General features: G+C 40.7%; 28 protein-coding genes and 1 tRNA gene. 23 read left to right on the top strand and 6 right to left on the bottom strand.

Annotated elements, in window-relative coordinates; genetic code table 11:
• Positions 1 to 11: 11 nt before the first annotated feature.
• Entirely contained in the window at positions 12 to 800 is a 789-nt protein-coding gene (locus BMY70_RS25660) for a polysaccharide deacetylase family protein (RefSeq protein ID WP_090340132.1), read from the top strand.
• Positions 801 to 847: 47 nt separating this feature from the next.
• On the opposite strand, the gene BMY70_RS25655 is transcribed toward BMY70_RS25660, so the two are convergent.
• The 4 genes from BMY70_RS25655 to BMY70_RS25640 form a co-directional block, all read right to left on the bottom strand.
• Positions 848 to 1972: an acyltransferase family protein gene (locus tag BMY70_RS25655; protein WP_090340129.1), complete on the bottom strand. Its 1125-nt coding sequence runs from the start codon at positions 1970 to 1972 to the stop codon at positions 848 to 850.
• Positions 1973 to 1984: 12 nt separating this feature from the next.
• A complete protein-coding gene (locus BMY70_RS25650) occupies positions 1985 to 2512 on the bottom strand; it encodes a KdsC family phosphatase (protein ID WP_090340127.1) in 528 nt (175 codons plus the stop codon).
• A gap of 62 nt (positions 2513 to 2574) precedes the next feature.
• Complete coding sequence (locus tag BMY70_RS25645; RefSeq protein WP_090340124.1) at positions 2575 to 3381, bottom strand: Rossmann-like and DUF2520 domain-containing protein; 807 nt, start codon at positions 3379 to 3381, stop codon at positions 2575 to 2577.
• 59 nt (positions 3382 to 3440) lie between these two features.
• Entirely contained in the window at positions 3441 to 4184 is a 744-nt protein-coding gene (locus BMY70_RS25640) for a 3-keto-disaccharide hydrolase (protein ID WP_090340121.1), read from the bottom strand.
• Between the two features lie 310 nt (positions 4185 to 4494).
• On the opposite strand from BMY70_RS25640, the gene rplM reads away from it, so the two are divergent.
• The 16 genes from rplM (at position 4495) to ftsZ (ending at position 19432) form a co-directional block, all read left to right on the top strand.
• Positions 4495 to 4938: a 50S ribosomal protein L13 gene (gene rplM / locus BMY70_RS25635; protein ID WP_090340119.1), complete on the top strand. Its 444-nt coding sequence runs from the start codon at positions 4495 to 4497 to the stop codon at positions 4936 to 4938.
• A gap of 38 nt (positions 4939 to 4976) precedes the next feature.
• Entirely contained in the window at positions 4977 to 5363 is a 387-nt protein-coding gene (rpsI, locus tag BMY70_RS25630) for a 30S ribosomal protein S9 (RefSeq protein ID WP_090340116.1), read from the top strand.
• A 196-nt stretch (positions 5364 to 5559) separates the two neighbouring features.
• Positions 5560 to 6375, top strand: a complete 816-nt coding sequence (gene rpsB / locus BMY70_RS25625) for a 30S ribosomal protein S2 (protein WP_090340113.1) — start codon at positions 5560 to 5562, stop codon at positions 6373 to 6375.
• 206 nt (positions 6376 to 6581) lie between these two features.
• Complete coding sequence (gene tsf / locus BMY70_RS25620) at positions 6582 to 7418, top strand: translation elongation factor Ts (RefSeq protein WP_090340110.1); 837 nt, start codon at positions 6582 to 6584, stop codon at positions 7416 to 7418.
• A gap of 134 nt (positions 7419 to 7552) precedes the next feature.
• The gene (locus BMY70_RS25615) at positions 7553 to 8194 is read left to right on the top strand and encodes an RNA polymerase sigma factor (protein WP_090340107.1); all 642 of its coding nucleotides are present in this window, start codon (positions 7553 to 7555) and stop codon (positions 8192 to 8194) included.
• A 3-nt stretch (positions 8195 to 8197) separates the two neighbouring features.
• Positions 8198 to 8380 (top strand): hypothetical protein, encoded by a 183-nt coding sequence (locus tag BMY70_RS25610; protein WP_090340104.1) that lies wholly within the window; start codon positions 8198 to 8200, stop codon positions 8378 to 8380.
• 53 nt (positions 8381 to 8433) lie between these two features.
• Positions 8434 to 9261, top strand: coding sequence for a mechanosensitive ion channel family protein (locus BMY70_RS25605; protein ID WP_090340102.1), 828 nt, complete (start codon positions 8434 to 8436; stop codon positions 9259 to 9261).
• A gap of 16 nt (positions 9262 to 9277) precedes the next feature.
• The gene (locus BMY70_RS25600) at positions 9278 to 10240 is read left to right on the top strand and encodes a DUF3078 domain-containing protein (protein ID WP_229209778.1); all 963 of its coding nucleotides are present in this window, start codon (positions 9278 to 9280) and stop codon (positions 10238 to 10240) included.
• Between the two features lie 37 nt (positions 10241 to 10277).
• Entirely contained in the window at positions 10278 to 10610 is a 333-nt protein-coding gene (gene mscL, locus BMY70_RS25595; RefSeq protein WP_090340099.1) for a large-conductance mechanosensitive channel protein MscL, read from the top strand.
• A gap of 142 nt (positions 10611 to 10752) precedes the next feature.
• Positions 10753 to 12099, top strand: coding sequence for a UDP-N-acetylmuramoyl-L-alanine--D-glutamate ligase (gene murD / locus BMY70_RS25590; protein ID WP_090340096.1), 1347 nt, complete (start codon positions 10753 to 10755; stop codon positions 12097 to 12099).
• A gap of 9 nt (positions 12100 to 12108) precedes the next feature.
• Positions 12109 to 13263: an FtsW/RodA/SpoVE family cell cycle protein gene (locus tag BMY70_RS25585; RefSeq protein WP_090340091.1), complete on the top strand. Its 1155-nt coding sequence runs from the start codon at positions 12109 to 12111 to the stop codon at positions 13261 to 13263.
• A gap of 8 nt (positions 13264 to 13271) precedes the next feature.
• Positions 13272 to 14369, top strand: coding sequence for an undecaprenyldiphospho-muramoylpentapeptide beta-N-acetylglucosaminyltransferase (gene murG / locus BMY70_RS25580; RefSeq protein ID WP_090340813.1), 1098 nt, complete (start codon positions 13272 to 13274; stop codon positions 14367 to 14369).
• A 43-nt stretch (positions 14370 to 14412) separates the two neighbouring features.
• Positions 14413 to 15804 carry a UDP-N-acetylmuramate--L-alanine ligase gene (murC, locus tag BMY70_RS25575; protein ID WP_090340084.1) on the top strand — a complete coding sequence of 464 codons (1392 nt, stop codon included), beginning with the start codon at positions 14413 to 14415 and terminating at the stop codon, positions 15802 to 15804.
• A 25-nt stretch (positions 15805 to 15829) separates the two neighbouring features.
• Entirely contained in the window at positions 15830 to 16606 is a 777-nt protein-coding gene (locus tag BMY70_RS25570; protein WP_090340079.1) for a cell division protein FtsQ/DivIB, read from the top strand.
• A 15-nt stretch (positions 16607 to 16621) separates the two neighbouring features.
• Complete coding sequence (gene ftsA, locus BMY70_RS25565) at positions 16622 to 17965, top strand: cell division protein FtsA (protein WP_090340073.1); 1344 nt, start codon at positions 16622 to 16624, stop codon at positions 17963 to 17965.
• Between the two features lie 42 nt (positions 17966 to 18007).
• Entirely contained in the window at positions 18008 to 19432 is a 1425-nt protein-coding gene (ftsZ, locus tag BMY70_RS25560) for a cell division protein FtsZ (protein ID WP_090340068.1), read from the top strand.
• A 34-nt stretch (positions 19433 to 19466) separates the two neighbouring features.
• Here the strand turns inward: ftsZ and BMY70_RS25555 are convergent, their stop codons facing one another.
• On the bottom strand, positions 19467 to 20006 hold the full coding sequence (locus BMY70_RS25555) for an NADPH-dependent FMN reductase (RefSeq protein ID WP_090340065.1): 540 nt from the start codon (positions 20004 to 20006) through the stop codon (positions 19467 to 19469).
• Positions 20007 to 20270: 264 nt separating this feature from the next.
• Between BMY70_RS25555 and accD the strand changes: the two genes are divergently transcribed.
• On the top strand, positions 20271 to 21113 hold the full coding sequence (gene accD, locus BMY70_RS25550) for an acetyl-CoA carboxylase, carboxyltransferase subunit beta (protein ID WP_090340061.1): 843 nt from the start codon (positions 20271 to 20273) through the stop codon (positions 21111 to 21113).
• Between the two features lie 136 nt (positions 21114 to 21249).
• Here accD and BMY70_RS25545 read toward each other — a convergent pair whose 3' ends face one another.
• The gene (locus BMY70_RS25545; RefSeq protein ID WP_090340056.1) at positions 21250 to 21729 is read right to left on the bottom strand and encodes a nuclear transport factor 2 family protein; all 480 of its coding nucleotides are present in this window, start codon (positions 21727 to 21729) and stop codon (positions 21250 to 21252) included.
• Between the two features lie 61 nt (positions 21730 to 21790).
• On the opposite strand from BMY70_RS25545, the gene smpB reads away from it, so the two are divergent.
• The 5 genes from smpB to BMY70_RS25520 all read left to right on the top strand — a co-directional run bounded on the left by smpB (position 21791) and on the right by BMY70_RS25520 (position 26656).
• On the top strand, positions 21791 to 22249 hold the full coding sequence (gene smpB / locus BMY70_RS25540) for an SsrA-binding protein SmpB (RefSeq protein WP_090340053.1): 459 nt from the start codon (positions 21791 to 21793) through the stop codon (positions 22247 to 22249).
• Between the two features lie 167 nt (positions 22250 to 22416).
• A complete protein-coding gene (locus BMY70_RS25535) occupies positions 22417 to 22929 on the top strand; it encodes an HNH endonuclease (protein WP_090340045.1) in 513 nt (170 codons plus the stop codon).
• Positions 22930 to 23113: 184 nt separating this feature from the next.
• Positions 23114 to 24976 (top strand): 30S ribosomal protein S1, encoded by a 1863-nt coding sequence (gene rpsA, locus BMY70_RS25530; protein WP_090340039.1) that lies wholly within the window; start codon positions 23114 to 23116, stop codon positions 24974 to 24976.
• 68 nt (positions 24977 to 25044) lie between these two features.
• Positions 25045 to 25115: transfer RNA gene (locus tag BMY70_RS25525), tRNA-Cys, on the top strand.
• Between the two features lie 242 nt (positions 25116 to 25357).
• Positions 25358 to 26656: a c-type cytochrome gene (locus tag BMY70_RS25520; RefSeq protein ID WP_090340033.1), complete on the top strand. Its 1299-nt coding sequence runs from the start codon at positions 25358 to 25360 to the stop codon at positions 26654 to 26656.
• Positions 26657 to 26686 lie beyond the last annotated feature (30 nt).

The raw sequence follows: 26686 nt of genomic DNA, 5'->3' as shown, positions 1-26686 counted from the left end.
AAAACATAAGGATGTGGGCATTCTTTGCCTTCATCTTATCGTCGATAATCTCCTGTCAGAAAAAACCAGCGAGCTCGGAAAATGCCGGCATAGCCATTTCTTTCGATGATCATTTTATCAATGATTGGTATGCATTAAGGCCGCTTTTTCAAAAATACAATACCAAAGTCACCTTTTTCCTGACCTGCCCTGATAAGTTTACTCCGCAAGAAATTATCAAGATAAAACAACTGCAAAAAGACGGGCACGAAATCGGTTTTCACGGAACGATACATGGAAATGCAACAGAAATGTTAAAATCCCAAGGCCCGCAAAAATATATAGAAACCGAACTTGAACCAGGCTTAAGACATTTGGAACAAATTGGTATAAAACCTACTTCTTATGCGCATCCGGGTGGAAATCATACAGATCAGGCAGATTCAATTTTATTGGCAAATGGATTTAAAATTCTCAGAGACGTAGCACAAGCGGAACGGAAAATATTCGGAATACCTGTCTATCATTTTGCTCCAAGAGTCATGAGCTGGATTTATTATCAGTTCGATAATGAAAAAATCGTCGATGCGCTGATGATCGATGAAGGAACGAATATCAGCGAAAAGGAAATAAAGGAAGCAATAAAAAAGGCAAAAGACACAAACACAACCCTTATGCTTTTTGGTCATCAGCCATTATACGAAAAACCAAAAAACGGACAATATGGATTCAGCGTAGCATTTTTAGAAACGATCCTGAAAGAAGCAAAAGCCCAAAACCTTAAATTCTACACCATGTCCGAACTTCCAAGCTCAAAATAAAACTCCCAAAACTCCGCGAAAACTTCTCCTAACTCTGCGTTTAAAACTTATCGTCCGAAGTGTCTGTCTTTGAAAGCCAGTAAAGGTTTTTCGAAATAATTATAAGAAATGGCCGTCACTGCCACGGACAATACGAAAGTCAGAACGTAGAGAATTATATGATACGGAGTGCCGGAAATTTGTGGTGCAAAAGTTCTTAAAGCATTGATTATAAAAACAATCACAAAAACGTGATAAATATAAAGTCCGTAAGAAATCTTCCCGAGATAACTCATCACCTTATTTTCAAGACTGATAATTGTGTTTTTGTTACAAGAAACATTCAACACAAAAAAGCTGAAAAAGAGCGCGTATAATTCAAGAAAACCAGTGAAGTGTATGCCGGAAAAAAACAGAATGGCCAGCAAACTATAAACTACAATTTGCACATCTTTTCTGAAAACAAAATCCAGAATTTTGGTTTTTGGTGAATAAACAAGGTAAGCACAAAGACCGCCCAAAGCCATCGTCTGAATCCGGAACTGACCTAGGAAAGTAGTGATTGCTGATATTTTTTCCTCGTCCGTTTTATCCAGAAGATAAGCACCACCAAATAGCAAAACCGCCGTTACGAACAGGAAAAGAAAAACAATTCGCCCACTCTTTTTCGGATATTTGATAATCCACGGCCATAAGTAATAAAATTGCTCTTCCACACCAATCGACCAGGTTTGCGCGCACCAGTAAGGTAGATCGTACAACACGAAAGCATAATTGGGAAGAACCAAAAGTAACAGCGCAAGCCTTGGAGCAACATCATGCGCTAGCTTTTCATTAGCACCCGGAAAATACAGCAGGTCAATATGTGGAAAAACAAAAAACGAAAGACCAATGATCAAAAAATAAATCGGCCAGATCCTGAAAACGCGGCGTAGATAGAATTTCTTTGCGTCAACATCGCCGAAACGGCCTTTTTCTTCCAGAAGCAAATAGGTAATTAAAAATCCGCTTAATACGAAAAATAAACCTACGCCTAGCCTTCCGGCATGTTTTATGATCGTCACATCATAAAAATTATCAATACCAAAAGCGTGTTTGGCTTGCTCCAAATGATGAAAAACCACCAAAAGTGCTGCGATGCAGCGTATACCATTTAAGTTGGGGAAGTAACGTTTGTTTTCCGAGTGTGCCACGTATAATAATTCTTACTTCGATTCAAACCACGACATCCATTTCCCCTGCGCACGCATCACCTGCTCAATTACGTCACGAACTGCTCCGTAACCGCCTTTTGCAGGAGAAACATAATCCGCGATTGCAAGAATTTCCTGGTCGGAATCGGCAGGACAAGCACCTAAGACGGAAGTTTTCATCACTTCATAATCCGGCAGGTCGTCACCCATGAATACAATTTCATTTTCAGTGAGACCGCGTTCCTGAAGATATTTTTTAAAGATTGGCAGTTTCCCATCTGGGGTAGTACCAATAAATATGTCTTTTACTCCCAAATATTCCAGCCTTTTACGAACGCCAACCTGATTTTGTGCAGAAAGAATGGCAACATTATACCCAAGTCTGACGGCGCGGTTGATACCGTAACCATCACGAACATTAAATATCCGGGGCTGTTCTCCGCTTTCCAGCGCGATAACACTGCCGTCGGTCATGACGCCGTCCACATCAAAAATAAAGGTTGTAATCTGTTTGAAACGCTCTTCTAAGGCTGAACTCATAAAATTTCAAGATTGGAATTGTGTGCAAAGATAGTCTAACTTTTTTCCCGGCGAAGTACCGGTCATTCATTTACCATATGACGGGTTCTAATCCGTTCGGTCATTAAACGATAAATATCGGTCCAGTCGGGATTAATTTCCTGTAAATATTCGAGATGCCGCCCGGTTGTAGCCCAGTCGCCGCGTTTTGCCGGGCCTGTTTGGCCTAACGCCGGATCTTCTGATTGCAGTGCTTTTTGAATTGTTGTATTGATAAGCGGCTTTAACAGATCAAAGCTCATTTGTTCCCTGGCGAGTAAATCGTGGGAGATACTCAATAGATGATTCGTAAAGTTACTGGCAAAAACCGCCGCGACGTGTAAAATAAATCGTTCATCGGAATCAACGTGACGAACATATTTACTGATGCTGTCGGCCAGATTTGTAAGCCTGGTTTCCACAATGTCGCTGGTTCCTTCCACGCAGATCGGTAAGGTTTTGTAATCCATCGGAACCTCCTTGGTGAAAGTTTGCAAAGGATAAAAAACGCCGGTCTGTACGGGGACATCACTGTAAATTTCCAACAGATTTTGAAGTTCCGCCAAAGATCTGGTACCGGAAGTATGCACGACGATCACGCCTTCTGGTAAGACAATGCGCTCAATAACCGATTTTAAAGCGTCATCCGAAACCGTTATAAAAATAATCTGCGTATCGCTTTCTGAAAAATTGAGATCCGGCTGAATTTCTGAATCATATAGCAACGAAACAAGCTGTCTGGCTTTTTGCGTATCGCGGCTGTAAACTTCACAAATAACGTGACCAGCATCTTCAAATGCCTGAGAAAGATGCCACGCAACATTTCCGGCACCGATAAAGGAGATTTTCATTTTGTAGTGAACATTGTGATAACCTGCGTAAGTTATTAAGGCATAGCCAACTTCACAAATCAGTTTACAACTGGTGCCGTTTGTTCTGCGGAAGTTATACCGGATGGCAATTCCATGATGCGCATATTACGAAAGTGAATTTCAGCACCTTCCGCTTCCAGGCAGATATAGCCTTTCTTCCTTTCGGAGGCCCGCAGCCCGTTCACAAATTTTCCGTTGACTGATAATTTTACGGTTCCATCGACACAAACCACCACATATTTATTCCACTCTCCTTTTCCTTTGCAGCGTTTTTCAAGGGATTTGCTGCGTATTCCGCGCGGATTATCCGGAATTGCGGTCATGCCCATGGTTGGAAATAATTCGCCATGGACATAATCGTCGGTAGCATTATTTTGTCTGGCATAATCCAGTTCTAGCATCTGTACTTCGATCGCTTTTGTCAGTGGATCGTCTTTAAACTGCGTTCCTTCGCTCCAGACAAAAATCCCGGAATTTCCGCCCGCCGTCATATGTTTCCATTCTACTTCCAAAATAAAGTTTTCATATTGCCTGTCCGACCGCATTACCCCGATCGGTAATCCTGAACAAATCAGCGTTCCGTTTTTTACTTTCCAGGTTTCTTTGGAGGTATTGACGTCAACCCATCCATCCAGATTTTTTCCATTAAACAAAGGCCGAAATTCAATCTTTTCAGAATCCTGTGCGTAAGCTAATGGGATAAAAAGTAATGAGAAAATGATAATATGGCAAAGCCGGGACGTATGAATGACGTGTTTTGTAAATATATTTTCAATATTCATAATTAAAAGTTTAGGATATTTCAGGATCTGATTTGATCCTGAAAATTATTTAATCAAAGTATTTTCAGTTCTGGTAATACTTGCTTAGGTGCTGACAGTCACCAAAAAACTTGGCAAATCATCTTTAAAAAGCAATTTTCTGTATCGATCGCCCATATCATAAGTATTGCAAAAACTACGTCATCCGGGAAAAATTACAAACATACTTGTAATTCAATTTGTTAAACTCTATATTTGCACTCCCATTTTGCGATGGGACTGTTCTATAACAGTGTAATTTATTGAAAATCAATTAAAATTTTTGTTAATCGTGGATACGTTAAGCTACAAAACCATCTCGGCGAACAAAAACACAGTGAACAAGGAGTGGGTTGTTGTGGATGCCAAAGGTGCAGTTCTTGGTCGTTTGGCCAGTGAAGTTGCCAAAATTATCAGAGGCAAGCACAAAGCAAGTTATACTCCTCATGTAGACTGTGGTGATAATGTTATCATTATCAACGCCGATAAAGTAAAGTTGACAGGTAAGAAGTTGACAGACAAGATTTATGTTCGTCACACTGGATACCCAGGAGGTCAGCGTTTTCAAACTCCTCGCGAATTGCTTGAAAAACACCCGGAACGTGTGATCGAGAAAGCCGTGAGAGGTATGCTTCCAAAAAGTCGTTTGGGACGTCGTTTGTTTACTAATTTGTTCGTTTATGCCGCTGCGGAACATCCGCATAGTGCTCAACAACCTAAAGAAATACAGTTCTAAGCCTCTGAGGTTTAAAACTGATAACGCAAAAGCAATACATGGAAGTTATCAACACAATTGGTAGAAGAAAAACAGCTGTGGCGCGCATCTACCTAACGCCAGGTAAAGGAGAAATTAAAGTAAACGGCCGCGATTACAAGGAGTACTTCCCTTTCGAAGTTCACCAGATCGTTTTGCAAATGCCTTTCGTTACTATTAGCGGTAACAACGGATACGATGTTAAAGTAAACGTTAGAGGCGGTGGAATTTCAGGACAAGCTGAGGCTGTTCGTATGGCGATTTCACGTGCATTGGTTGAATACAACGGAGAATTCCGTGGAGCGTTGAAAAAAGAAGGATTCCTTACTCGTGACCCTCGTATGGTTGAACGTAAGAAATACGGTCGTGCTAAGGCTCGTAGAAGATTCCAATTCTCGAAACGTTAATATTTTCTTTGTCAAGAATAGTCAGGTATGGTCAGGAAATAGTCAGGTATCGTTTCGGCTTAGAAGCAAAACAATAAATGACAATCCCTGTCAACAAATGACAACCCTTGACAGAAAGATGTCCAGACAGTACTTATCGTGCCCGATGTGCTGTGCTGCGTAAAAAATCATTAATCTTATAAATTCAAATTTGGCAATGGCACAAATAGAATATAAAGACCTATTGGATGCAGGTGTGCATTTTGGTCACCTTACCCGCAAGTGGGATCCCCGTATGGCTCCATATATCTTTATGGAAAAAAACGGTATTCACATCATTGACCTGAACAAAACACTTAGCTGCGTAGAATCAGCTGAGGCTGCTTTGAAACAGATCGTTCGTTCAGGACGTAAGATCATGTTTGTGGCTACTAAAAAACAAGCGCAGGAAATCGTAACGGAAGAGGCAAAACGCCTTAAAATGCCTTACGTAACTGATCGTTGGTTAGGTGGTATGCTTACAAACTTCGGCACAATTCGCAAGTCTTTGAAAAAAATGCAGACTCTTGAGAAGATGCTAAAAGACGAAACCACGGTTAGCAATATCGCGAAAAGAGAACGCCTGATGCTTACACGTGAAAAGGACAAATTGGAAAGAGTGTTAGGTGGTGTAGCTGACTTAACGCGCCTTCCGGCTGCACTTTTCATCGTTGACGTGAAACGTGAACACATTGCGGTAGCAGAAGCAAAAAGATTGAACATCCCTATTTTTGCAATCTGTGATACAAACTCAAACCCTGAATTGGTTGATTTCCCAATTCCAAGTAATGATGATGCATACAAAGCTATCTCATTGATTACTTTGGCGATCGGTAAGGCAATCGAAGAAGGTCTGATGGAACGCAAGCAGGATAAAGACGATCAGCGTCTTGTTGAGGAAGAAGAAGCCAAACGTCAGGTTGACAAAGGCGGAGAGGAAGCTGCTGCAGCACCACGTGCTGAGGTTCCAGCTATTGAAAGTGACGAAGAATAGTCAGGGCGATATGAACAGGGTTTTTTAAATTACTCTTGTTCTTTCTGATAGATAAAGTAGCCCATAGCCATTTGCTATGGGCTATAGTTTTTTAAAATTCAAATTGAAAATTGGTTCTTCTTCCATTCGTTAACATTTGCTTAATGTGTTAATCACGGGAATTGAACTGTTTTGTAAAAAAGTTTTTAACCATTTAGAAATAAATCATGGCAATTACCGCTCAAGATGTTAATAAACTTCGCCAGATGACTGGCGCAGGCATGATGGATTGTAAAAAAGCACTTCAGGAAGCTGATGGTGATTTCGAACAAGCTGTTGATATTCTACGTAAACAAGGACAAAAAGTAGCTGCAAAACGTGCTGATAACGAAGTAGCTGAAGGAACAGTATTGGTAGCAATCAGTGCTGACGGAACCAACGGTAAACTTGTTGCTTTCGCTTGCGAAACAGAACCGGTTTCTAACGTTGAAGATTTCAAAAACCTTGCTCAGAGCATTTTGGATAAGGCTGTTGCTGATGATATCCAGGATAAAGAATCTTTACTTGCTGCGACTTTGGCTGACGGCCGTCCTGTAAGTGAAAACATCGTTGATCTTGTTGGTAAATTGGGAGAGAAATTGGTTATCGCTGCTTACGAAAACGTAACGGCTGATAAAGTTGTTTCTTATATCCACTCAAACGGGAAACTTGGTGTATTGGTAGCGTTCGAAGGTGTTAACGGAACTGATGTTAGCGAACTTGGAAAAGACGTTGCAATGCAGATTGCTGCGATGAAACCAGTTGCTCTTGATAAAGACGGAGTTGACGCTGCAACAGTGGAGCGTGAAATCGAAGTTGGTAAAGAACAAGCTCGTGCAGAAGGCAAGCCTGAAGCAATGCTTGAAAAAATCGCTCAGGGTAAATTACAGAAATTCTACAAAGACAATACTTTGTTGAACCAGGAATTTGTTAAGGATTCTTCTTTGACTATCCGTCAATTGGTTGAAAAAACTGGTAAAGGTTTGGCTGTAAAGTCATTCAAAAGAGTAGCGATTGGAGCATAATTAAAAAAAAATAGTAAAAAAATAAAAACAACGCCTGACGTATACTTGTATACCAGGCGTTGTTTTTGTTATTTGCCGGCAAGAAAAAAATATTTACACACAACATAGGCCTCGCTCTGTTACTTTTTGCATGTATGGCGGTCAAAACGTTTAAAGAAGAACTCAAAGAAAATAGTTATACTGACGAAGAGTTAGTTAAGCTATTTGTGGATACGCAGCGTAACCACTATTTCGAGAAACTGTACGGTCGGTATGCCGATAAGGTATATCACAAGTGCCTGTCTTTTGTCAAAGATTCCGCGAAAGCCGAGGATCTTACACACGACATCTTTTTAAAATTAATTTTCAAACTCGGGACCTTCAAGGAGGATGCCAAATTTTCAACATGGTTGTATTCGATTACATACAACCACTGTATGGATCAACTGCGTTCCAACAAGAAAAGAGGCGAAGTGTATCAGGATGAGCCAATGGAGGTTCCTGATGATATTGACTTAAACAATCTTTTCGACGGCGATGACATTGAAGCAAGAAATCTCAAAACTGCCCTGGATACATTAACCGTAGACGAGAAGGGTATTTTATTCATGAAATATACCGACGATCTGAGTATAAGAGACATCGCCGATATTTTTAAAATAACAGAAAGTGCGGTTAAAATGCGGCTTCTCAGATCGAGAGAAAAGCTACGGAAGAAGTATCTGGAAACAATGATTTTCCTGGGTATATTCTTTATCAAATTGATTGAATTGATTAAGTATTTGATAAATTTCTAATATATGCCTTCTGGAAACTCAGTTTTAAAGGACCTTGAACCTACGGAGGAAGTGCCTGAATATTTAAAAAGGGCACTTGTCTCAGAAGTAAATACAATTCGTGATACCATGAATGTAGTTACTCATTTCACCGAGCATTTTCTGGGTGCTTTGGTGGTAAGTTTATCCGTAGGAGATACAGACTGAGGCTGATCAAAACTCAGGATTTTTTCGCAACAACACACATTTTACTCTAACATATGAACAGCCTCCCAAATATCTCCGAAATTCTACTTAATACGTTTAATACGTTAATAAATCAGTTTGTAATCTTCGTTCCACGTGTGATCGGCTGCTTTATCATCGTAGCCATCGGCTATTTAGTCGCAAAAGGAATTACAATTGTTATCCGTAAAGTACTGGTTACCATCGGATTTGATAAAATCGGCGACAAACTCAATGAAATTGGCTTGATCAAACAGCTAAAAACGGAAATAAAACTGAGCGATATCGTTGCAAAAGTTGTCTATTACTTCATTTTGCTGATTTTCCTTACTGCTGCAACGGAAACCCTTGGTGTTGATGCCATCACCAGTATGGTATTATCACTTGTGAATTTTATTCCGAAACTTATCGCCGCTGCTGTTATGCTGCAGATCGGTATTATGATTTCAGATGCGATCAAAGGCGCTGTCGTTGCGACTTGTAAGTCATTCAATATTCCTTCTGCAAAACTGATCGGAAATATCGCATTTGTGTTTTTCCTGATCATTACGTTTATCAGTGCGTTAGGCCAGATTGGTATAGAGACAACGCTGCTCGAATCAAGCTTTCTTCTTGTGATAGGGGGCGTAATCCTTGCTTTTTCTTTGGGATATGGGATCGCCTCCAAAGATGTGTTGTCGAACATCATTTCATCATTTTACAGCCGGAAGAATTACCGAGAGGGCCAGGTAATAAAGATTGATGACATCAAAGGCATGATTACAAAAATTGATAACACAACAGTAACCATAGTAAATGACAACACCACTACCATTTTGCCTCTTCAATTTTTTCAAACAAGGCAGGTGGAAATTTTTAACTAAAATGAACACAAATTCTATGAGCATGAGAAGAACGATGAAATTTACTCCACTTATGATAGGCCTTTTGCTGCTGGGTTCTTCAATGGCTTTCGCACAAGATGACATTAAAAAGAAGGTTGATCTTACCAATTCTCTTAATACCGGAATACTTAAAGTTAAAGGAGACACTGCATGGAAAAAGATAGAATTCGGAGTTAACCTGACCCAGGGTTCTTTCAGTTCAAACTGGACCGGCGGAGGTGTCACATCCATTGCACTCGGAGCGTTTTTTAATGCGCTCAGCGAAAAGAAAACAGGTAGGAATTCATGGCGGAACGATTTTCAATCGCAATATGGGATCGTGAAAAATCAGGCTCAGGGAAGCAGGAAAAATCTTGACAGGCTATTTTTTGATACCAAATACAACTACGAGCTGACGGAAAAATGGAGCTTGTTTGCAAATTTCAACCTGCTGTCTCAATTTGCAAATGGATATAACTATTCTGAGGCTCCGGACTCAGTTGGGTTTAAAACGAAAGTTTCAGGTCTTTTTGCACCAGCATATTTAACGGAAGCAATCGGTATTGAATATAAACCAGCTCCTTACTTCTTCATCGATCTTGCCCCTGGCGCCATTCGCCAAACCATTGTTTCGGACAGGAATCTCTATAAAACCATTCCTGAAAATTATGGCGTCAAAATTGGGAGACGAATTCGAAATGAAGTCGGAATTGCACAGTTAGTAGCGAACTTTGACAAGGATCTTGCAAAAAATATAAATCTTAAATTCAGATATTTACTTTTCACGGCTTACAATAAAAACCAGATCACGGAAAAACGTGAATTCAAAAACGATCACAGACTTGATGCGATGCTGACGGCAAAAATTGCCAAATATTTTAACGTGAATTTGGGAGCGATTGTAGTATACAACAAAACTCAGGTAGACGATATCCAGTTTGCCCAGGGGTTAAGTATTGGTTTTTTATATACGTTTTAGTTAGATTTATCGGACGTTACATCTAAACTACAAACTTATGCTTCAAGAATTTAAGACTTTTATTGCAAAAGGTAATGTGCTGGATCTTGCTGTCGGTGTTGTTATCGGAGCTGCTTTTGGGAAAATTACAACTTCCCTGGTTGAGGATATCATTAATCCAATTTTAGGAATTCTGATCGGTGGAGTTGATTTCACTGAGCTGAAAATCGTATTGAAAGAGGCTGTCGGAGAAACACCGGAGGTTGCTGTCAAATATGGCAACTTCATCCAGACGCTCATTCAGTTCCTGATCATCGCTTGGGTGATTTTCTTAATTGTAAAGGTCGCAAATCGCTTAAAGCTTTCAGAGTCAGATAAGAAGGAAGCATAAAGATTAAGATATATGTATAGTTCAAAGGGGCATGATTTCATGCCTCTTTTTTTTAAATAAGTATTTTTCAAGAAAGCGTTAAAAATACTTCATAGAAAGGGATTAAACTGCGTACTTTACTTCTTAGTTAAAATGTGAAAATATGGTGCAGAAAAAACTCGTCGTATTAGGTGGTGGGGAAAGCGGAATTGGAGCGGCAATACTTGGTAAATTAAAAGGATTTGATGTTTTTTTATCAGATCGCAGCCCGATAATTGAAAAATACCGCGAGGTTTTACTTCGTGAAAATATAAGTTTTGAAGAAGGACTTCATACTGATTCGCTCATTCTGGGTGCAGACGAAGTTGTTAAAAGTCCGGGCATACCTGATAAGGCTCCGATTATTGTCGCGCTTGTTTCGAAAGGTATTCCGGTGATTTCAGAGATTGAATTTGCTTCGCGTTATACAGATGCTAAACTAATCGCGGTTACGGGTAGTAACGGAAAAACAACAACATCCCTTCTTACATATCATTTGCTCAAGGAAGCCGGGTTGAATGTTGGCTTGGCGGGCAATATCGGAGAAAGTTTCGCATGGCAGGTTGCTGAAAAAAACTTTGATTATTATGTATTGGAAATCAGTAGTTTTCAATTAGATAACAGCTTTGATTTTCATCCGTCCGTAGCTGTATTGCTGAACATTACGCCGGATCATCTGGACCGCTATGACTACAATTTTCAGAATTATGTTGACTCAAAATTCAGAATTGTTCAAAAACAGACCGCAGATGACAATTTCATTTATTTTGCCGACAGCGACGTGATAAGTCTCGAATTAACGAAGCGGGCAATTCCGTCGAAAAAATGGGGGATATCGCTGGACGAAAGTTTGCCGCAAGGAGGATTTTACCAGGGACATAAACTGGTTTCGATCAAGGATGATTTTACTTACGAACAAAGTTTTTCAGAATTACCGATAAAAGGTCCTCACAACGCCGTAAATGCGCTTGCTTCCATTCTGGTCGCTCAATGCGTAGGATTGACTGCTGACGTAATTAAAACGGGCTTGATATCATTCAAAAACGCACCACATCGCCTTGAACAGGTTGCTGTGCTTGATGGAGTAACTTATGTAAATGATTCCAAAGCGACAAATGTTGATTCAGTTTTTTATGCGCTTGGAAGTTTTCAACAGCCAATTGTCCTGATAGCCGGTGGCGTGGACAAGGGAAATGATTACGGGCAAATTGAAGAACTGGTTCGTCAGAAAGTCAAGGCTTTGATCATTTTAACGCCAAAATTTGAAAAACTAAAAGAATATTTCGGAGAAATCGTTCCTGAGATATACGTAACGGAAGATATTCAGGATGCCGTTAATAAAGCAAAGATGTTAAGCAATCCGGGAGATATTGTATTGCTGTCGCCCGCCTGTGCAAGTTTCGATTTATTTAAAAATTACGAAGACCGGGGTGATAAATTCAGGCAAGCCGTTATCAACCTAGCCGACTAATTACTGCATATGGAAGCTATTCAGAAAGTAAGGGAAGAAACACAGGCATGGTTTGCAGGTAACCTCAAAGGTGATCGCTGGATCTGGGGTATTTGCGTTGGGATGTTGCTTTCAAGTATCGTCGTTGTATATAGTGCAAGCGTAAAAGACGCATATAGTTTAAAGCAGGGAGACACCGAATATTATCTTTTTAAGCATTCTGTCCTTTGTATTTTATCACTACTCATTATGTATTGGGTTCATAAAATTCCTTACATAAAGTTTGTGTATGTAACCAGGATGGCGGTTTGGAGTTCAATTCTTCTGCTCATTTTTGCGATGTTTTTTGGAAGGTCCGTTAATGAAGCATCACGTTGGATTGAGATACCAATCATAGGGCAGAGATTTCAGCCTTCGGAATGGGCAAAAGTTGCCCTCATTGCCCATTTGTCATTAATTCTGGCACGACATATCAAGGGAGGATGGAACACGCGTGAACTTTTTATGGAGCCTTTGGCGCTGGTGGGGGTGGTTTGCGGATTAATTTTTACCAGTAATGTCTCCACAGCAATTATGCTTGCAGGAATATGTTTCCTGTTAATGTTTGTGGGCAAGGTACCGATCCACTATCTCTTTTTTACAGCCATGGGGCTTGTGTTTTTTGCGGGAGTTGCAATTTTATTAAATTCTACGCAGAGGTCAGGGACTGCACAAAATCGTATCACCGCATTTTTGGATAAAGACGTAGTAGTTTATCAATCTCAGCAATCCTATATGGCGATGGCCCGGGGTGGTTTATATGGAGAAGGGCCGGCAAAAAGCCGCCAGCGCAGGTTCTTACCCGAACCTCAGAAAGATTTTATTTTCGCGGTAGTAGTTGAGGAATATGGCACCTTAGGTGGTCTTGCGTTGATGATCGCTTATTTAATTCTTCTTTACCGCGGCCTTAAAGCCATCGAAGCCACAAAAAGACCATTTGGCGGATTGCTTTCAGCGGGTCTGACTTTTGTCGTCGTCGCTCAGGCATTTTCTGCGATGGCAGTTACAGTCGGTCTGGTTCCTGTAACGGGTCAGACACTTCCATTTTTTAGCCAGGGAGGAACATCTCTATTATTTACAGGTGTGGCAATGGGAATGATCCTGAGCGTAAGCAGAGGAGAAAAAATGGATGAGAAAAAGATTTAATGAATTTTATGTCAAAGCGAGTAATTATTAGTGGTGGTGGAACAGGCGGGCATATATATCCGGCTATTGCCATTGCTAATGCTTTAAAGGAAATTGAACCCGGAATAGAGATTCTTTTTGTGGGTGCCCTAGGCAAAATGGAGATGGAGAAAGTGCCGCGTGCAGGTTACGAAATCATAGGCCTTCCAATTGTAGGAATAAAGCGTGAAATTTCTTTGGATAACCTCGCCTTCCCTTTTAAACTGACTAATAGTTTATGGAAGGCCAGATCTGTAATTAAAAATTTTCGCCCGGATGTGGCTGTTGGTGTTGGTGGTTTTGCCAGTGGTCCCCTATTGATGATTGCCTCGCTCCTTGGTATCCCGACGCTGATTCAGGAGCAAAATTCTTACGCGGGAATAACGAATAAACTTTTAGCAAAAAGAGCCAGTAAGATCTGTGTCGCCTATCCGGGAATGGAAGCTTTTTTCCCAAAAGAAAAAGTCAGACTTTTCGGAAATCCGGTGAGAAGTGATATCGTGGATGTGGCTTCTAAAAGACAGGAAGCACTTGATTATTTTGGATTTCAGGATGGCAGGAAAACGCTTTTCGTTATGGGCGGAAGCCTGGGAGCGAAGTCGATTAATGAAAGTATAAACGCAGGAATCGCCAATCTTGTAGAATCCGGCTATCAGGTTTTATGGCAGACTGGAAAAGGATTTATCTCAACAGCTCAGGCAACTGTTTCGGGGTTAAAATCAACTAGCGCGAAAGCATTTGAGTTTATCTACGAAATGGATCTGGCTTACGCAGCGGCAGACGTTGTGGTGTCTAGAGCTGGCGCATTATCCGTTTCAGAATTGTGTCTGGCTATCAAGCCATCGATTCTTGTCCCCTTTCCCTTTGCTTCAGAAGATCATCAGACGAAAAATGCGATGAACCTTGTTCAGCAGGATGCTGCGATTTTTATTAAAGATTCGAATGCAGCAGAAGAATTGATTCCGGCAGCATTGAGTTTACTGGAAGATCAAAAAAGGCAGGATGTACTTAAATCAAATATCCAAAAATTGGCAAAGCCGACAGCAGCTTACGACATCGCAGCAGAGGTTTTAAAATTAGTCAAGTAAGCTTTTACATTTACCGATAATATATTTTTTACCCCGAGACTTTATGAATAACTGGAAGTACATATATTTTGTAGGAATAGGCGGAATAGGAATGAGCGCATTGGCACGATGGTTCAAAGCCAATGAATTTCAGGTAGCAGGTTATGATAAAACATTAACCCCACTGGTTGAAAACCTGATTACTGAGGGAATTCCTGTGACACTTGAAGACGAAATAGAAAGCATTCCAGCAGCATTTTTGGCAGATCCGTCAGAAACATTAATTGTTTATACGCCCGCTGTTCCGGTCCAGCATAAGCAAATGAATTATTTCAGGCAGGAAAATTTTATGATCCTGAAAAGATCACAAGTATTAGGTTTGCTTACAAAAAATTTAAAAACGGTAGGCGTAGCCGGAACACACGGAAAAACAACGACTTCGTCTTTGGTTGCGCACATACTTCGTTATTCTGATGTTAATTGTACTGCATTTTTGGGTGGAATAACCCAGAACTATGGTACCAATTTGTTGTTAAATGCCCCAACAGAAAATTTAAATGAAGTCGTCTGTGTAGTTGAGGCCGATGAATTTGACCGGTCATTCTTAACATTGTTTCCTGAAATTGCCATTGTCACATCAACGGATGCAGACCATCTGGATATTTATGGCAAGCATGAAAATGTATTGGCGTCATTCAGGGAATTTGTTGGCCAGATCGATGAAGGGGGGGCACTGTTTATGAGAGAAGGATTAGATCTTGCTGATAGTACGAAGGCAAATGTGTTTACTTATTCTTTGGATAGCGGAGATTATCATGCGGGAAACATAAGAATTGAAAATGCCCGTTTTGTATTTGACATTATTTATCCGGAAGGAATGATCAAGGATATTGCAATGAAAATCCCGGGATATCATAACATCGAAAATTCGATAGCTGCGAGCGCAGTAGCTCTCCATCTTGGTGTTTCGGGTGAAAGTATCAAAGGAGCCCTTGAAAGTTATAAAGGAGTAAAAAGACGTTTTGAATACCAGGTCGAACTTCCTGCAAAAGTATATATTGACGACTATGCGCATCATCCTTCTGAGATTGAAGCGTTTCTATCTTCGGTGAAGGCTCTTTACCCGGGACGGCATATCACGGGGATATTTCAACCCCACTTGTTTACACGAACGAGGGATTTTGCCGATGGGTTTTCAGAGAGCTTATCGTTAGTCGACAGATTACTATTACTCGACATTTATCCTGCCAGAGAATTGCCGATTGAAGGAGTAAATTCTGAGATGTTGTTAGGAAAAGTAGAGATCGAGGATAAACATTTAGTCAGTAAAAAAGATGTTTTGGACCTTTTACCGAAATTAAATACGGATATTGTGGTGACAATAGGGGCAGGTGATATTGATACCCTTGTAGGCCCTATCAAAAATATTCTACAAAACCCTTTTAGTAATAATTAGTACCAGCGCTTTTAAAATTACTAAGATGTTACGTAAATTTGACTATTCTTGGCATTTGTTTAAACGTAGCTTGTGGCTCATACTGCCTATTATTGGCATTGGTATGGCCGAAAGCCGCCTTGGTAATCAGCGATGTAACAATATAATCATCTCTATTGACGGTGATTCCGGGATGCATTTTCTGGATAAAACAGATATTCAGATGCTGCTTACGGAGAACGGAAGTGATCCATTATTGGGAAGCAGATTACGGGATGTTCATCTTTCCGACCTTGAAAACAGGGTCAGGAAAAATAAACTTGTAAAAAAATGTCAGGTTTTTCGTGACCTGAAAGGCAATGTTGTCGTAGAAGTTGAGCAGGAGAAACCACTTGCGAGATGGATCAACACATCGCAGAACGGAGAGTGGCGAAATACATCTGGATACTATATTAACGACGAAGGCGTTTTTTTTCCGTTGTCTGATAGTTATTCAGCACGGACATTGTTAGTTTCAGGGCCTTTTTTTATAAATTCAAAACAATTGAAAAGTAAAAAAGGGTTGATGCTGATGGATTTGATCCGTTTTTTAAATACGGATGAATTCTGGAAAGCCCAGATTGCTGAAATGTTCGTCGATAAAGACGGCGAAGTACAGTTAATGACTTTGCTGGGTGACCAGCGTATCGAGCTGGGAATGCCGGAGGATTTTGTGCCAAAATTTGATAAGCTGCGTATTTTTTATGACAAAGTGCTTAGCAAAGACTGGAGCAGATATTCGAAAATTAGTGTTAAGTTTCAAGATCAAATAGTTTGTGAATAATAATTCACCATCAACATGGCACAGGATAATATTGTAGTAGGAGTAGATATTGGAAGCACGAAAATTACCGTAATCGCAGCACAGGGCAAAGCAACGGGATCTCGTTTTGACAATATTGAGATTTTGGGATTTAGTGAGGTTCTTGTGCCTGAAGGAGCCGTAATAAATGGTTCGGTGGAAAATATAATGCAGGTTGGAACTGCTTTACGTGAAGCACTGGCAGAGGCTTCATCGCGTTCTGATCTGGATATTGGTATTGTAAATGTAAGTTTTAGCGGAAGTCATGTAAGGGTTACACCTCAGAGTGACGGAAGTATACGACCAACATCTTCGGCAGGTGATGAAGTTACACAAAAAGATGTAGATCAGTTAGTTGACGATATGTACCGGGCGAAGACAGAAGCAAATTATGATGTGCTTCACGTTTTGCCTATGGAATTTGTTGTGGATAACTCCATGGGTGTTCGTCAGCCTGTTGGAAGAACCGGAATTAAGCTTGGAGGAAATTTCCTGATTGTTTCTGCAAATAATCAGTCGATTCAGCGTACAAGAAAAAGCCTTGTCGAAGCTGACCCGCATCTGAAATGCGACAAGATGATTTACGCACCGCTCGCAACCAGCCTGGCTGTGCTGGATGAAGGTGAAATGAAAGCCGGTATCGCTATGGTCGATATTGGCGACCACACCACGGATCTTGTGATATATTCGGAAGGAATTATCAGGCACATTGCGTCTTTCCCAGTCGCTGGAAGGCTAATCACCGCTGACCTGAAGACGGGATGCGGCATTCAATTGCCAAATGCTGAAAAGTTGAAAAAGGAACACGGCGTGGCAATTTCTGCCGATGTACCGCTTAATATTGAAATTTTGGTTAACTTCCTTGCAGGACGTGCGCCAAAGCAAGTTTTAAAGAAAAATGTTGCGCTGATTATCGAAGAACGGTTGAAAGAAATTGCGGCTATGGTATATGCCGAAATTATTAAGTCCGGATATGAAGAACATCTGATTGGCGGCCTCGTTCTGACTGGCGGAACGGCCAATATTCCTGAGATAGAAATATTATTTGAAAAAGTGACCAATATGCCTGTTCGGGTCGGATTACCTGAACGTCTGGCGCATACTGCAAAAGCTGATGCTGTTAGCAATACTTCGTATTCAACTGCGATAGGATTAGCCTGGGCTGGTATTAAGTCAATAGATCCACGCGTAAAATCAATATGTAAACCTCCTGTACATCAAAGTGCCCCGTTAAGAGAAACACCCACTAAACCAAAAGAAGTGAAAAGATTACCCAAGGATGATGGCTCGTTTTGGGATCGTATCATTGGCAGAAAAGACGACAGCATAGGAGATTATTGAAATTATTTGGAAGAATTGCACTTATATCAACCACCCCGGACTATGAATAAAAATTTGTTGCACTCTTTAGACCAGGACTACATAGTGAACGAAATCGTAAAGGACCCCATGACCGAACCAGCTATCATCAAAGTGATAGGTGTTGGAGGAGGAGGAAGTAATGCCGTCAACTACATGTTTGAAAAGAAAATCAAAGATGTAGAATTTGCGGTTTGTAACACAGACAGGCAGGCATTGGCCAATAGTCCGGTTCCTGTAAAAATTCAGCTTGGTGCTACATTGACCCAAGGTTTGGGAGCTGGTACAGATGCAACAAAAGGAAAAGAAGCGGCTCTTGAAACAATTGAAGAGATCAAAGCTTTGCTGGGAGGGTCTACACAGATGGTTTTCATCACAGCCGGTATGGGCGGTGGAACGGGAACCGGAGCAGCACCTGTTATTGCACAGCTTGCCAAGGAAATGGGAAAACTGACTGTGGCAGTAGTTACAGCTCCATATACCTGGGAAGGTCTTGATAAAAAAGAGCAGGCACTTGAAGGTATCGAACAATTGAAAGAATTCAGTGATACCGTACTGGTCGTACTGAATGATAAACTTGAAGAACTCTATGAAGATATGACATTGACCCAGGCGTTTGCCGAGGCTGATGGAATTCTTCTTAATGCAGTAAAAAGTATTTCTGAAATCATCACGACGAACGGGAATATCAACACTGACTTTAAAGACGTTGAAAAGGTTCTTAAAAATGCAGGACAATCTGTGATGGGAACTGCTGAGGCAACTGGTCTTGACCGTGCTCAGGTAGCCATTAAAGAAGCACTGGACTCTCCTCTTTTGAACGATCGCGATATCAGAGGTGCGAAACGTATCCTTGTGACGCTGGCAACGAGCAAAAAGAGAGAGGCTACGATGAAAGAGCAGCGTGAAATCTGGAAATATGTACTTTCCCAGGTTGGTGGCGAAGCGAGAATGTTCAAGCTTGGTACGATCACAGATGATTCGCTAAGTGATAAATTACGTGTTACTATTGTCGCTGCCGGTTTTGACAGCATCGAATCACCAATCCCGGGAATTGCATTGAAAAATGGATTTAATGGAAAAACAAACCCTCACGAAGTTGTTCCTGAGGTTCCTGAAATTCCGGAACACGTTCAACCTGAGTTGATATTAACTCAGGAACTGGAAGAAAATACGGCAACAGGCTCGATCGATTTCATGGTTGATCCAAATGTGCTTGCTATTGACAACACATCATCTTTTACTCATGTTTCTTATGTGGAGCTTGGCGAAAATAATGATTGGTCAAATGAAGAGACAGCTAAGATTGAAGCTATGGTGAAATCATTTCAGAGTGGCCTTGTCAAATGGGGCGATCTGGAAGGGCCGGCTTACCGCCGCAGTCATATTGAACTATGGAAAAGACCGACTATTCCGGCAAACGAAATGGAACAGCATTGGTTAAAATAAAAAGAAAAAGGAGCTGATAAGGCTCCTTTTTCTTTTAAAAACGAATAATCTGTTCTGCCTGTATTTCCAATAATTCCTTATACAGCGGATTGGTTATTTCATTGTCTACGAAGTGCGCCTGAATTTGCGCGAGCTTCACGCGAAGTGCCAACGTATTCATTCCAAGATAACTGAAAATGTCGTTTAAATGGCTTAAAGCGGTTATTGCCCCCTGCATGTTAGAAGATAAACCTACCAGTGCTGCCTTTTTATTCGTAAAACTATTGGGATAAGGAAGACCATCAATAAATGCTTTTAATACACCTGGATAAGAGCCGTTGTACTCAGGAGTTATGAAAATGAATTTTTCTGCCCCATCAATCTGACTTCTTAATGTGTTGAATTCATCATTTTTTCCGCTGTTTCCATAAAGTGCAGTAAAGGTGAAATCATGAGGTAAATCAACCAGATCAAGAATGGTGCTTGCTGTATTATATTGATTAAGAAGCCTTTGGTAATATTCTGCGACGCGTCGTGACATAGAGTTTGGTCTGTTGGTACCAACGATTATCACAATAGAAGAAGTTGTTGTCATATCTTAAAGGACGAATCGAAATCCAGAGATTTTAACCCATCTTGAATTCTTGTTTGAGCGAATGAGGCTACAAGTTAAAATAAATTTAATTCATGCCCAATTTGTTAAACCGAGGTTAAAATTAAATAGTAGGAATGCAAACTCCGTCACTCTTTGATGATACCAAACATTTATTAGTATATTTGACCCCTAATTTCATCATGAATTACATCTAAAAGGTTTGTTATACAGACTATAATCAAAGATATTAACCCACTAAATAATATGTCCTGGTTTATTCGGAAAGAAAAAGGTATCAATACTCCCACCGAAATGAAACGTGAAGCTCCAGATGGGTTGTGGTATCAATGTCCAAGTTGTAAGAAAATTACTGCTACAAGAGAGCATAAATTAAACGCTTACACTTGTCCTCATTGCAACTATCATGAAAAGGTGGGCTCTGATGTTTATTTTGAATTACTATTCGACCAAAATAAATTTACAGAACTGGACGCCGATCTGACTTCCGGTGATCCTCTCAATTTTGTTGATACAAAAGCATACCCGGATCGTATCAGAGCAACTCAATTAAAAACGGGTTTGAAAGATGCAGTTCGTACGGGACACGGAAAAATGAACGACGTAAAAATTGTCATTGCCTGTATGGATTTTAATTTCATCGGCGGATCGATGGGTTCAGTGGTAGGAGAAAAAATAGCCCGTGCGATTAATTATTCTCTGAAACACAAACAGCCATTTTTGATGATCTCCAAGTCTGGAGGTGCCCGTATGATGGAAGCAGGATTTTCCTTGATGCAAATGGCAAAAACTTCTGCAAGACTTGCGTTATTATCCGAGGCCGGGATTCCTTATATTTCTTTGTTGACAGATCCAACCACAGGTGGCGTTACGGCATCTTATGCAATGTTGGGCGATTTTAATATTTCAGAACCCGAAGCATTGATCGGGTTTGCCGGTCCGCGCGTCATACGTGAAACGATTGGTAAGGATCTTCCGAAAGGATTCCAGAGTGCTGAATTTGTATTGGAGCACGGCTTCCTCGACTTTATTGTAGATCGCAAAGATTTAAAGGACAAATTAAGCAGTCTATTAACGATGCTGAAATAAACCGAGAATTTTTTTAGTCACTAAAGCCACTGCCAAGCGTATCGTCCGTTCGCGAAACAGTGGTTTTAGTTTTTGAAAATTACATTTCAGAGATTAAAATCGAAGTCTTGCAAAAACAGAATTAAAAATTTCCGGATTAAGGACAGTTCGTTTTTCTCCTTGTATCAGTGATTGCATTAATCTTCCAGCCACTTTTACCTTTAACCATTGTGAAAACATTCACGCCACAATGAGAAAATGTTTCGCCACGGAAGAACTTATACGGAGCCCAGACAATAGCCATCGGATCATCTGCGGAAATTTTTACGTCTGAAATCCTTTCGTCCCACTTTTCTGTATGCGGCTTCCCAACTGCTGCTACGAAAGCGTCGGCTTTGCTGATATGTATCACGACGGAATCTTTTTCATTTTTAGAAACTGATGTCAATGTTGCTTGCGGCATAAAGACACTTCTTACCATTGAGGAATCGCCTGATCTCATTCCATTAAATAATTTATCAACCGCAGCTCTTATCAAAGCATCTTCGGACTGAGAATAGGCAAAATTCGGAATAGTTATTAAAAGGAACGGTAAAAGCGCGGATATTAAAACGTGCCGGCAGATGCTTTTTCTCATTTGTTGGTATAGTTTTAGCAAAACCCTAATTTTACAGACCTTTTTGTGTTAGTATTATAATATGTCAGAGAAATTAGTAAAAAAAGTCGATATCCGAAATAGACGTGCGTCGTTCGAATATTTTTTTCTTGAAGAGTTTACAGCAGGTTTATCCTTAACAGGAACTGAGATAAAATCGATACGCCAGGGGAAAGTCAACCTGACCGATGCATACTGCCTTTTTATGGATGGTGAATTATTTGTTCGCAGCATGCACATTTCCGTATATACCGAGGGAACGCACTGGAACCATGATCCATTACGTGACCGAAAACTATTACTTACCAAGCGGGAGATGAGAAAGCTAAGCGAGAATTTAAAAGACCAGGGATTAACAATTGTTCCGGTACGTCTTTTCACAACAGATCGCGGTTTCGCCAAATTACACATTGCGTTGGCGAAAGGTAAAAAGCTCTACGATAAACGTGACAGTATCAAAGAAAAAGATTTAAAACGTGAAAATGATCGCTCGGATTATTAGGCTAAGATCAGAACGAGAGTTTGGTATATGATGTCTCGGGTATAAAATTTTTATATACTTAAATCTCAGGCGCTACCGCAAAGTCTTTTTTAACAATAATTGAATTTTACGAAACGTTTTTTTAGGTAAATTTCCTATATTGTGGGAATTAATTGCCGTAAAGACTCATGGGTAAAGTTCTGGTTCTTAATCAAGATTACAGCGCGCTTAGTGTTTGCACAGTGCCAAAAGCATTTCTCTTAGTTTATTTAAACAAAGCTGAGTTGCTGGCTGAGTCGCCGACTCATTTTCTCAGAACTGTGCGGGATGAATATCCAATGCCTATCGTTATTCGTCTCAATCGTTACATTCACCTGCCTTACCGCGGCGTCGTTATGACACGCCATAATATCTTCAAGAGGGACGGAAACCGATGTCAGTATTGCGGAACGCACGACCACCTCACGCTGGATCACGTCATGCCCAAATCGAGAGGAGGAAAAACAACCTGGGATAATTTAGCTACAGCCTGCAAGCGCTGCAATTCGAAAAAGGGTGATTATACGCCTGAAGAAGCGGGAATGCATTTAAGACAACGCCCATTCCGCCCGTCGTTCCTTATGTTTATCCGCGACTTCTCAGGATTCACAGATGCTGAATGGCTCCCATATTTAGGCTCGAAAGAAAGAGCAGCTAACTGATTGAAACTCCCCTACTTTGCCAGAATTGGCATGTTATAAATTTTTTCTAAATCAAATCCTAGAGATATGGATTTTTATTTAGAAAATCCCTACCTTTGCGTCCTATTTTTAAAATTTCCAGTTAAACTAATTTTCGACTGTGTGGCTCGCCAGTTGATGTAAGCAAGAGCTTTAATTCCTATTTATGTCTAAGGAAAAACAAACACAAGTATTGCCTGATTTCGATTGGGAAAAAGCAGAAGACAAAGGATTCGGTACAGGCTATTCAGCTGCTGACCGTACTCGTTTTGAAGAAATGTACGAAACAACGATTTCTCCTGTTCAGGAAAAAGAAGTTGTAAAAGGTGTGGTTGTAGGTATTACAGACCGCGAGGTGATTCTAAACATCGGTTTCAAATCTGATGGTATCGTTTCATCAAATGAATTCCGTGACTTGCCATCTTTAAAGATCGGTGACGAAGTGGAAGTTTATGTAGAAAACCAGGAAGACGCACAAGGTCAGCTTGTTCTTTCACGTAAGAAAGCAAAAGTAATTACTGCATGGGATAACATCCAGAAATCGTTTGACGAGGATGTAGTAATCGATGCTAACGTAAAGAGAAGAACCAAAGGTGGTCTTATTGTAGATATATTTGGTATCGAAGCTTTCTTGCCAGGTTCACAAATTGACGTGAAACCAATCCGCGATTTCGACATTTTTGTTGGAAAACGTATGGAAGTGAAAGTTGTTAAGATTAATTACGCAAACGACAACGTTGTAGTTTCTCATAAAATCCTGATCGAAAAAGATCTTGAAGCACAACGTCAGCAAATTCTTAATAACCTTGAAAAAGGACAGGTTCTTGAAGGTGTTATTAAGAACATGACTAACTTCGGTGTGTTCATCGATCTTGGTGGTGTTGACGGTTTATTGCACATTACAGATATTTCTTGGGGTCGTATCAACCACCCGTCAGATCTTTTGGCACTTGACCAGAAGCTTAACGTTGTGGTTCTTGATTTTGACGAAGAGAAAAAACGTATCTCTCTTGGCTTGAAACAACTTCAGTCTCACCCATGGGATTCATTGTCAGAAGATATCCAGGTTGGATCAAAAGTAACAGGACGTATCGTTAATGTTGCTGATTACGGCGCTTTCCTTGAAATCAAACCAGGTGTTGAAGGTTTGATCCACGTATCTGAAATGTCATGGTCTCAGCACCTGCGCAATCCTCAGGAGTTTATGAACGTAAACGACGAGATCAACGCAGTTGTATTGACACTTGACCGTCAGGAACGCAAAATGTCTCTTGGTATCAAACAACTTACTGAAGATCCTTGGACTCAGGGTTCACTGAAAGATAAGTATGCAATTGGTACTCGTCATAAAGGTGTGGTACGTAACCTTACTAACTTCGGTTTGTTTATCGAACTTGAAGAAGGTATTGACGGACTGGTTCACGTTTCTGACTTATCTTGGACTAAAAAAATCAAACATCCTTCGGATTTCGTGAAAGTGAATGACGAACTTGAAGTTGTTGTTCTTGAGCTTGACGCTGAAAATCGTCGTTTGGCACTAGGTCACAAACAACTTGAAGAAAATCCATGGGATACTTTTGAAACAATCTTCGCTGTTGGATCTGTTCACCGTTCTACAATCGTAGCAAAAGGAGACAAATTCGCAACTTTGGAATTGCCATACGGTATCGAAGGAATCGCTGCGGTGAAAAACCTTACGAAAGAAGATGGTTCAGTTGCCGAAGTTGGAGAAAGCTTAGACTTCACTGTTCTTGAGTTCTTGAAAGACGAAAAGAAAATCGTTCTTACTCACTCAAAAGTGAAGCCATCGGCAACTCCTGCTGCTGAGGAAAAGAAAGAAGAAAAAGCTGCTAAACCTGCTGCAAGTCAGTCGAAAAATACAGCTTCAAACACAGATAGCGCTGCCAAAGAAGGAGAGAAATCTACCTTTGGTGACCTAAGTGTTCTTTCGGCTTTGAAGGAGCAATTTGAAGAAACTGAAAGAAAAGGAAAAAAAGTAGCGAAAAAAGACGACGAAACTGAAGAGTAGTCAATTTTTTTAATACTTTTGCACCCGGGTTAGCAGTTAGCGGGTAATCTCTACTGCTAACCCGATATGGTTCCGTGGCCGAGTGGCTAGGCAGAGGTCTGCAAAACCTTTTACAGCGGTTCGAATCCGCTCGGAACCTCGTCAGAAATATCTTGAGAAAATACCATTTGAAAAAGCTTTTTTTTAGCTTTTATTCAAATGGTATTTTTTTGTTAAGAGCCTGACATACAGAGAGTATCAATTACTCACGTGAATTTGGCGGGAATTATCAAATTAGAAGAATTATAAATAAGTATGGTATCCAAAATATCCCTTAAATACTTTTGTGGATAAAAAATCGTGCACTAGATTTGTCTGTTGAAGTATAATGAATAGTTGATTATGAATATACCATTCCGAGAAGACTCTAAGTTTTGTTCCTTCTTTCCCCGCTCAAAATCGTTTCTGGCTATTTTTGTAGCTATTCTTTTAAGCACCTGTAGCCTGGCCTGGGCTCAGGATAGTACGGCTGCTGCCGGTGCTGCGCCTGCCGCTGCTGCTGGCGGAGGTGATGCTGCAAAAGGAGAAGCGTTGTTTAAAAATAACTGCGCTCAGTGCCATGCAGTAACTGACGAGAAAGTTGTAGGTCCTGGTTTGAAAGGTGCAACAACTCGTAACAGTATTGAATGGATTACGAAATGGGTACACAATTCACAAGCTATGATTGCATCTGGTGATCCATACGCTGTGAAAATCTATAATGAGTACAACAAAGCGCAGATGACAGCTTTCCCGAATCTTTCGGAAGATGACATCAAAGGCATTTTCGCTTATGTTGACCAGGCTTCTGCTGCTCCGGCTCCTGCCGCAGCTGGTGCTGCCGGTGCCGCTCCTGCTGCCGGCGCTGCGCAAACAAGTGGTCCATCTGATCTTTTTATGATTGTCCTTGTTGCCTTGGTTGTTGTAATGCTCTTAGTACTAGGCGTTTTGCTTGTAATTGTAACAATCCTTTCAAAAGCCGTAAGTGGTGAAGCTGCTGACGCAAGCAAAGGTGACTTCATGACACGTTTCGGTGCATCTCTAAAAAGAGTGGCCGGAGATCCAGCCATTCGCTCTGCTACGCTTTGGATCTTTGTACTTCTTGTAGTTAAGGCTACACTTGATGGTGCTTACAGTGTTGGTGTTCAGCAGGGTTACGCTCCGAAACAGCCAATTTCGTTTTCACACAAGCTGCATGCAGGGGAATATAAAATTGACTGTAATTATTGCCACACGGGTGTAAACAGAGGTAAATCTGCACATATCCCTTCTGCGAATATCTGTATGAACTGTCACGGTGTCATCAAAAAGGAATCGCCTGAAATTCAAAAAATATACACATCAATAGAAAATAACACTCCTATTGAATGGGTACGTGTACATAACCTTCCTGATCTTGCTTATTTCAATCACTCACAGCACGTTAACGTTGCGGGATTGGAGTGTGAAAATTGCCACGGAGACATCGCTAAAATGGAAGTGATCCAGCAGCGTTCTTCATTAACAATGGGTTGGTGTATCGATTGTCACCGTAAGACAGATGTCAATACTAAGGATAACAAGTATTATGACAAGCTGGTACAGTTACACGCATCAGATAGTAAAGAAGCTTTAAAAGTAGCTGATATCGGTGGTCTTGAATGTTCGAAGTGCCACTATTAATCACTGCAAATAGATACTAGAATACAACTC

This window comes from Dyadobacter koreensis, assembly GCF_900108855.1.
Classification (GTDB): Bacteria; Bacteroidota; Bacteroidia; order Cytophagales; family Spirosomataceae; genus Dyadobacter; species Dyadobacter koreensis.
The sequence above is the reverse complement of the archived record's forward strand: the minus strand, read 5'-3'. Positions and strand labels throughout refer to the sequence as shown.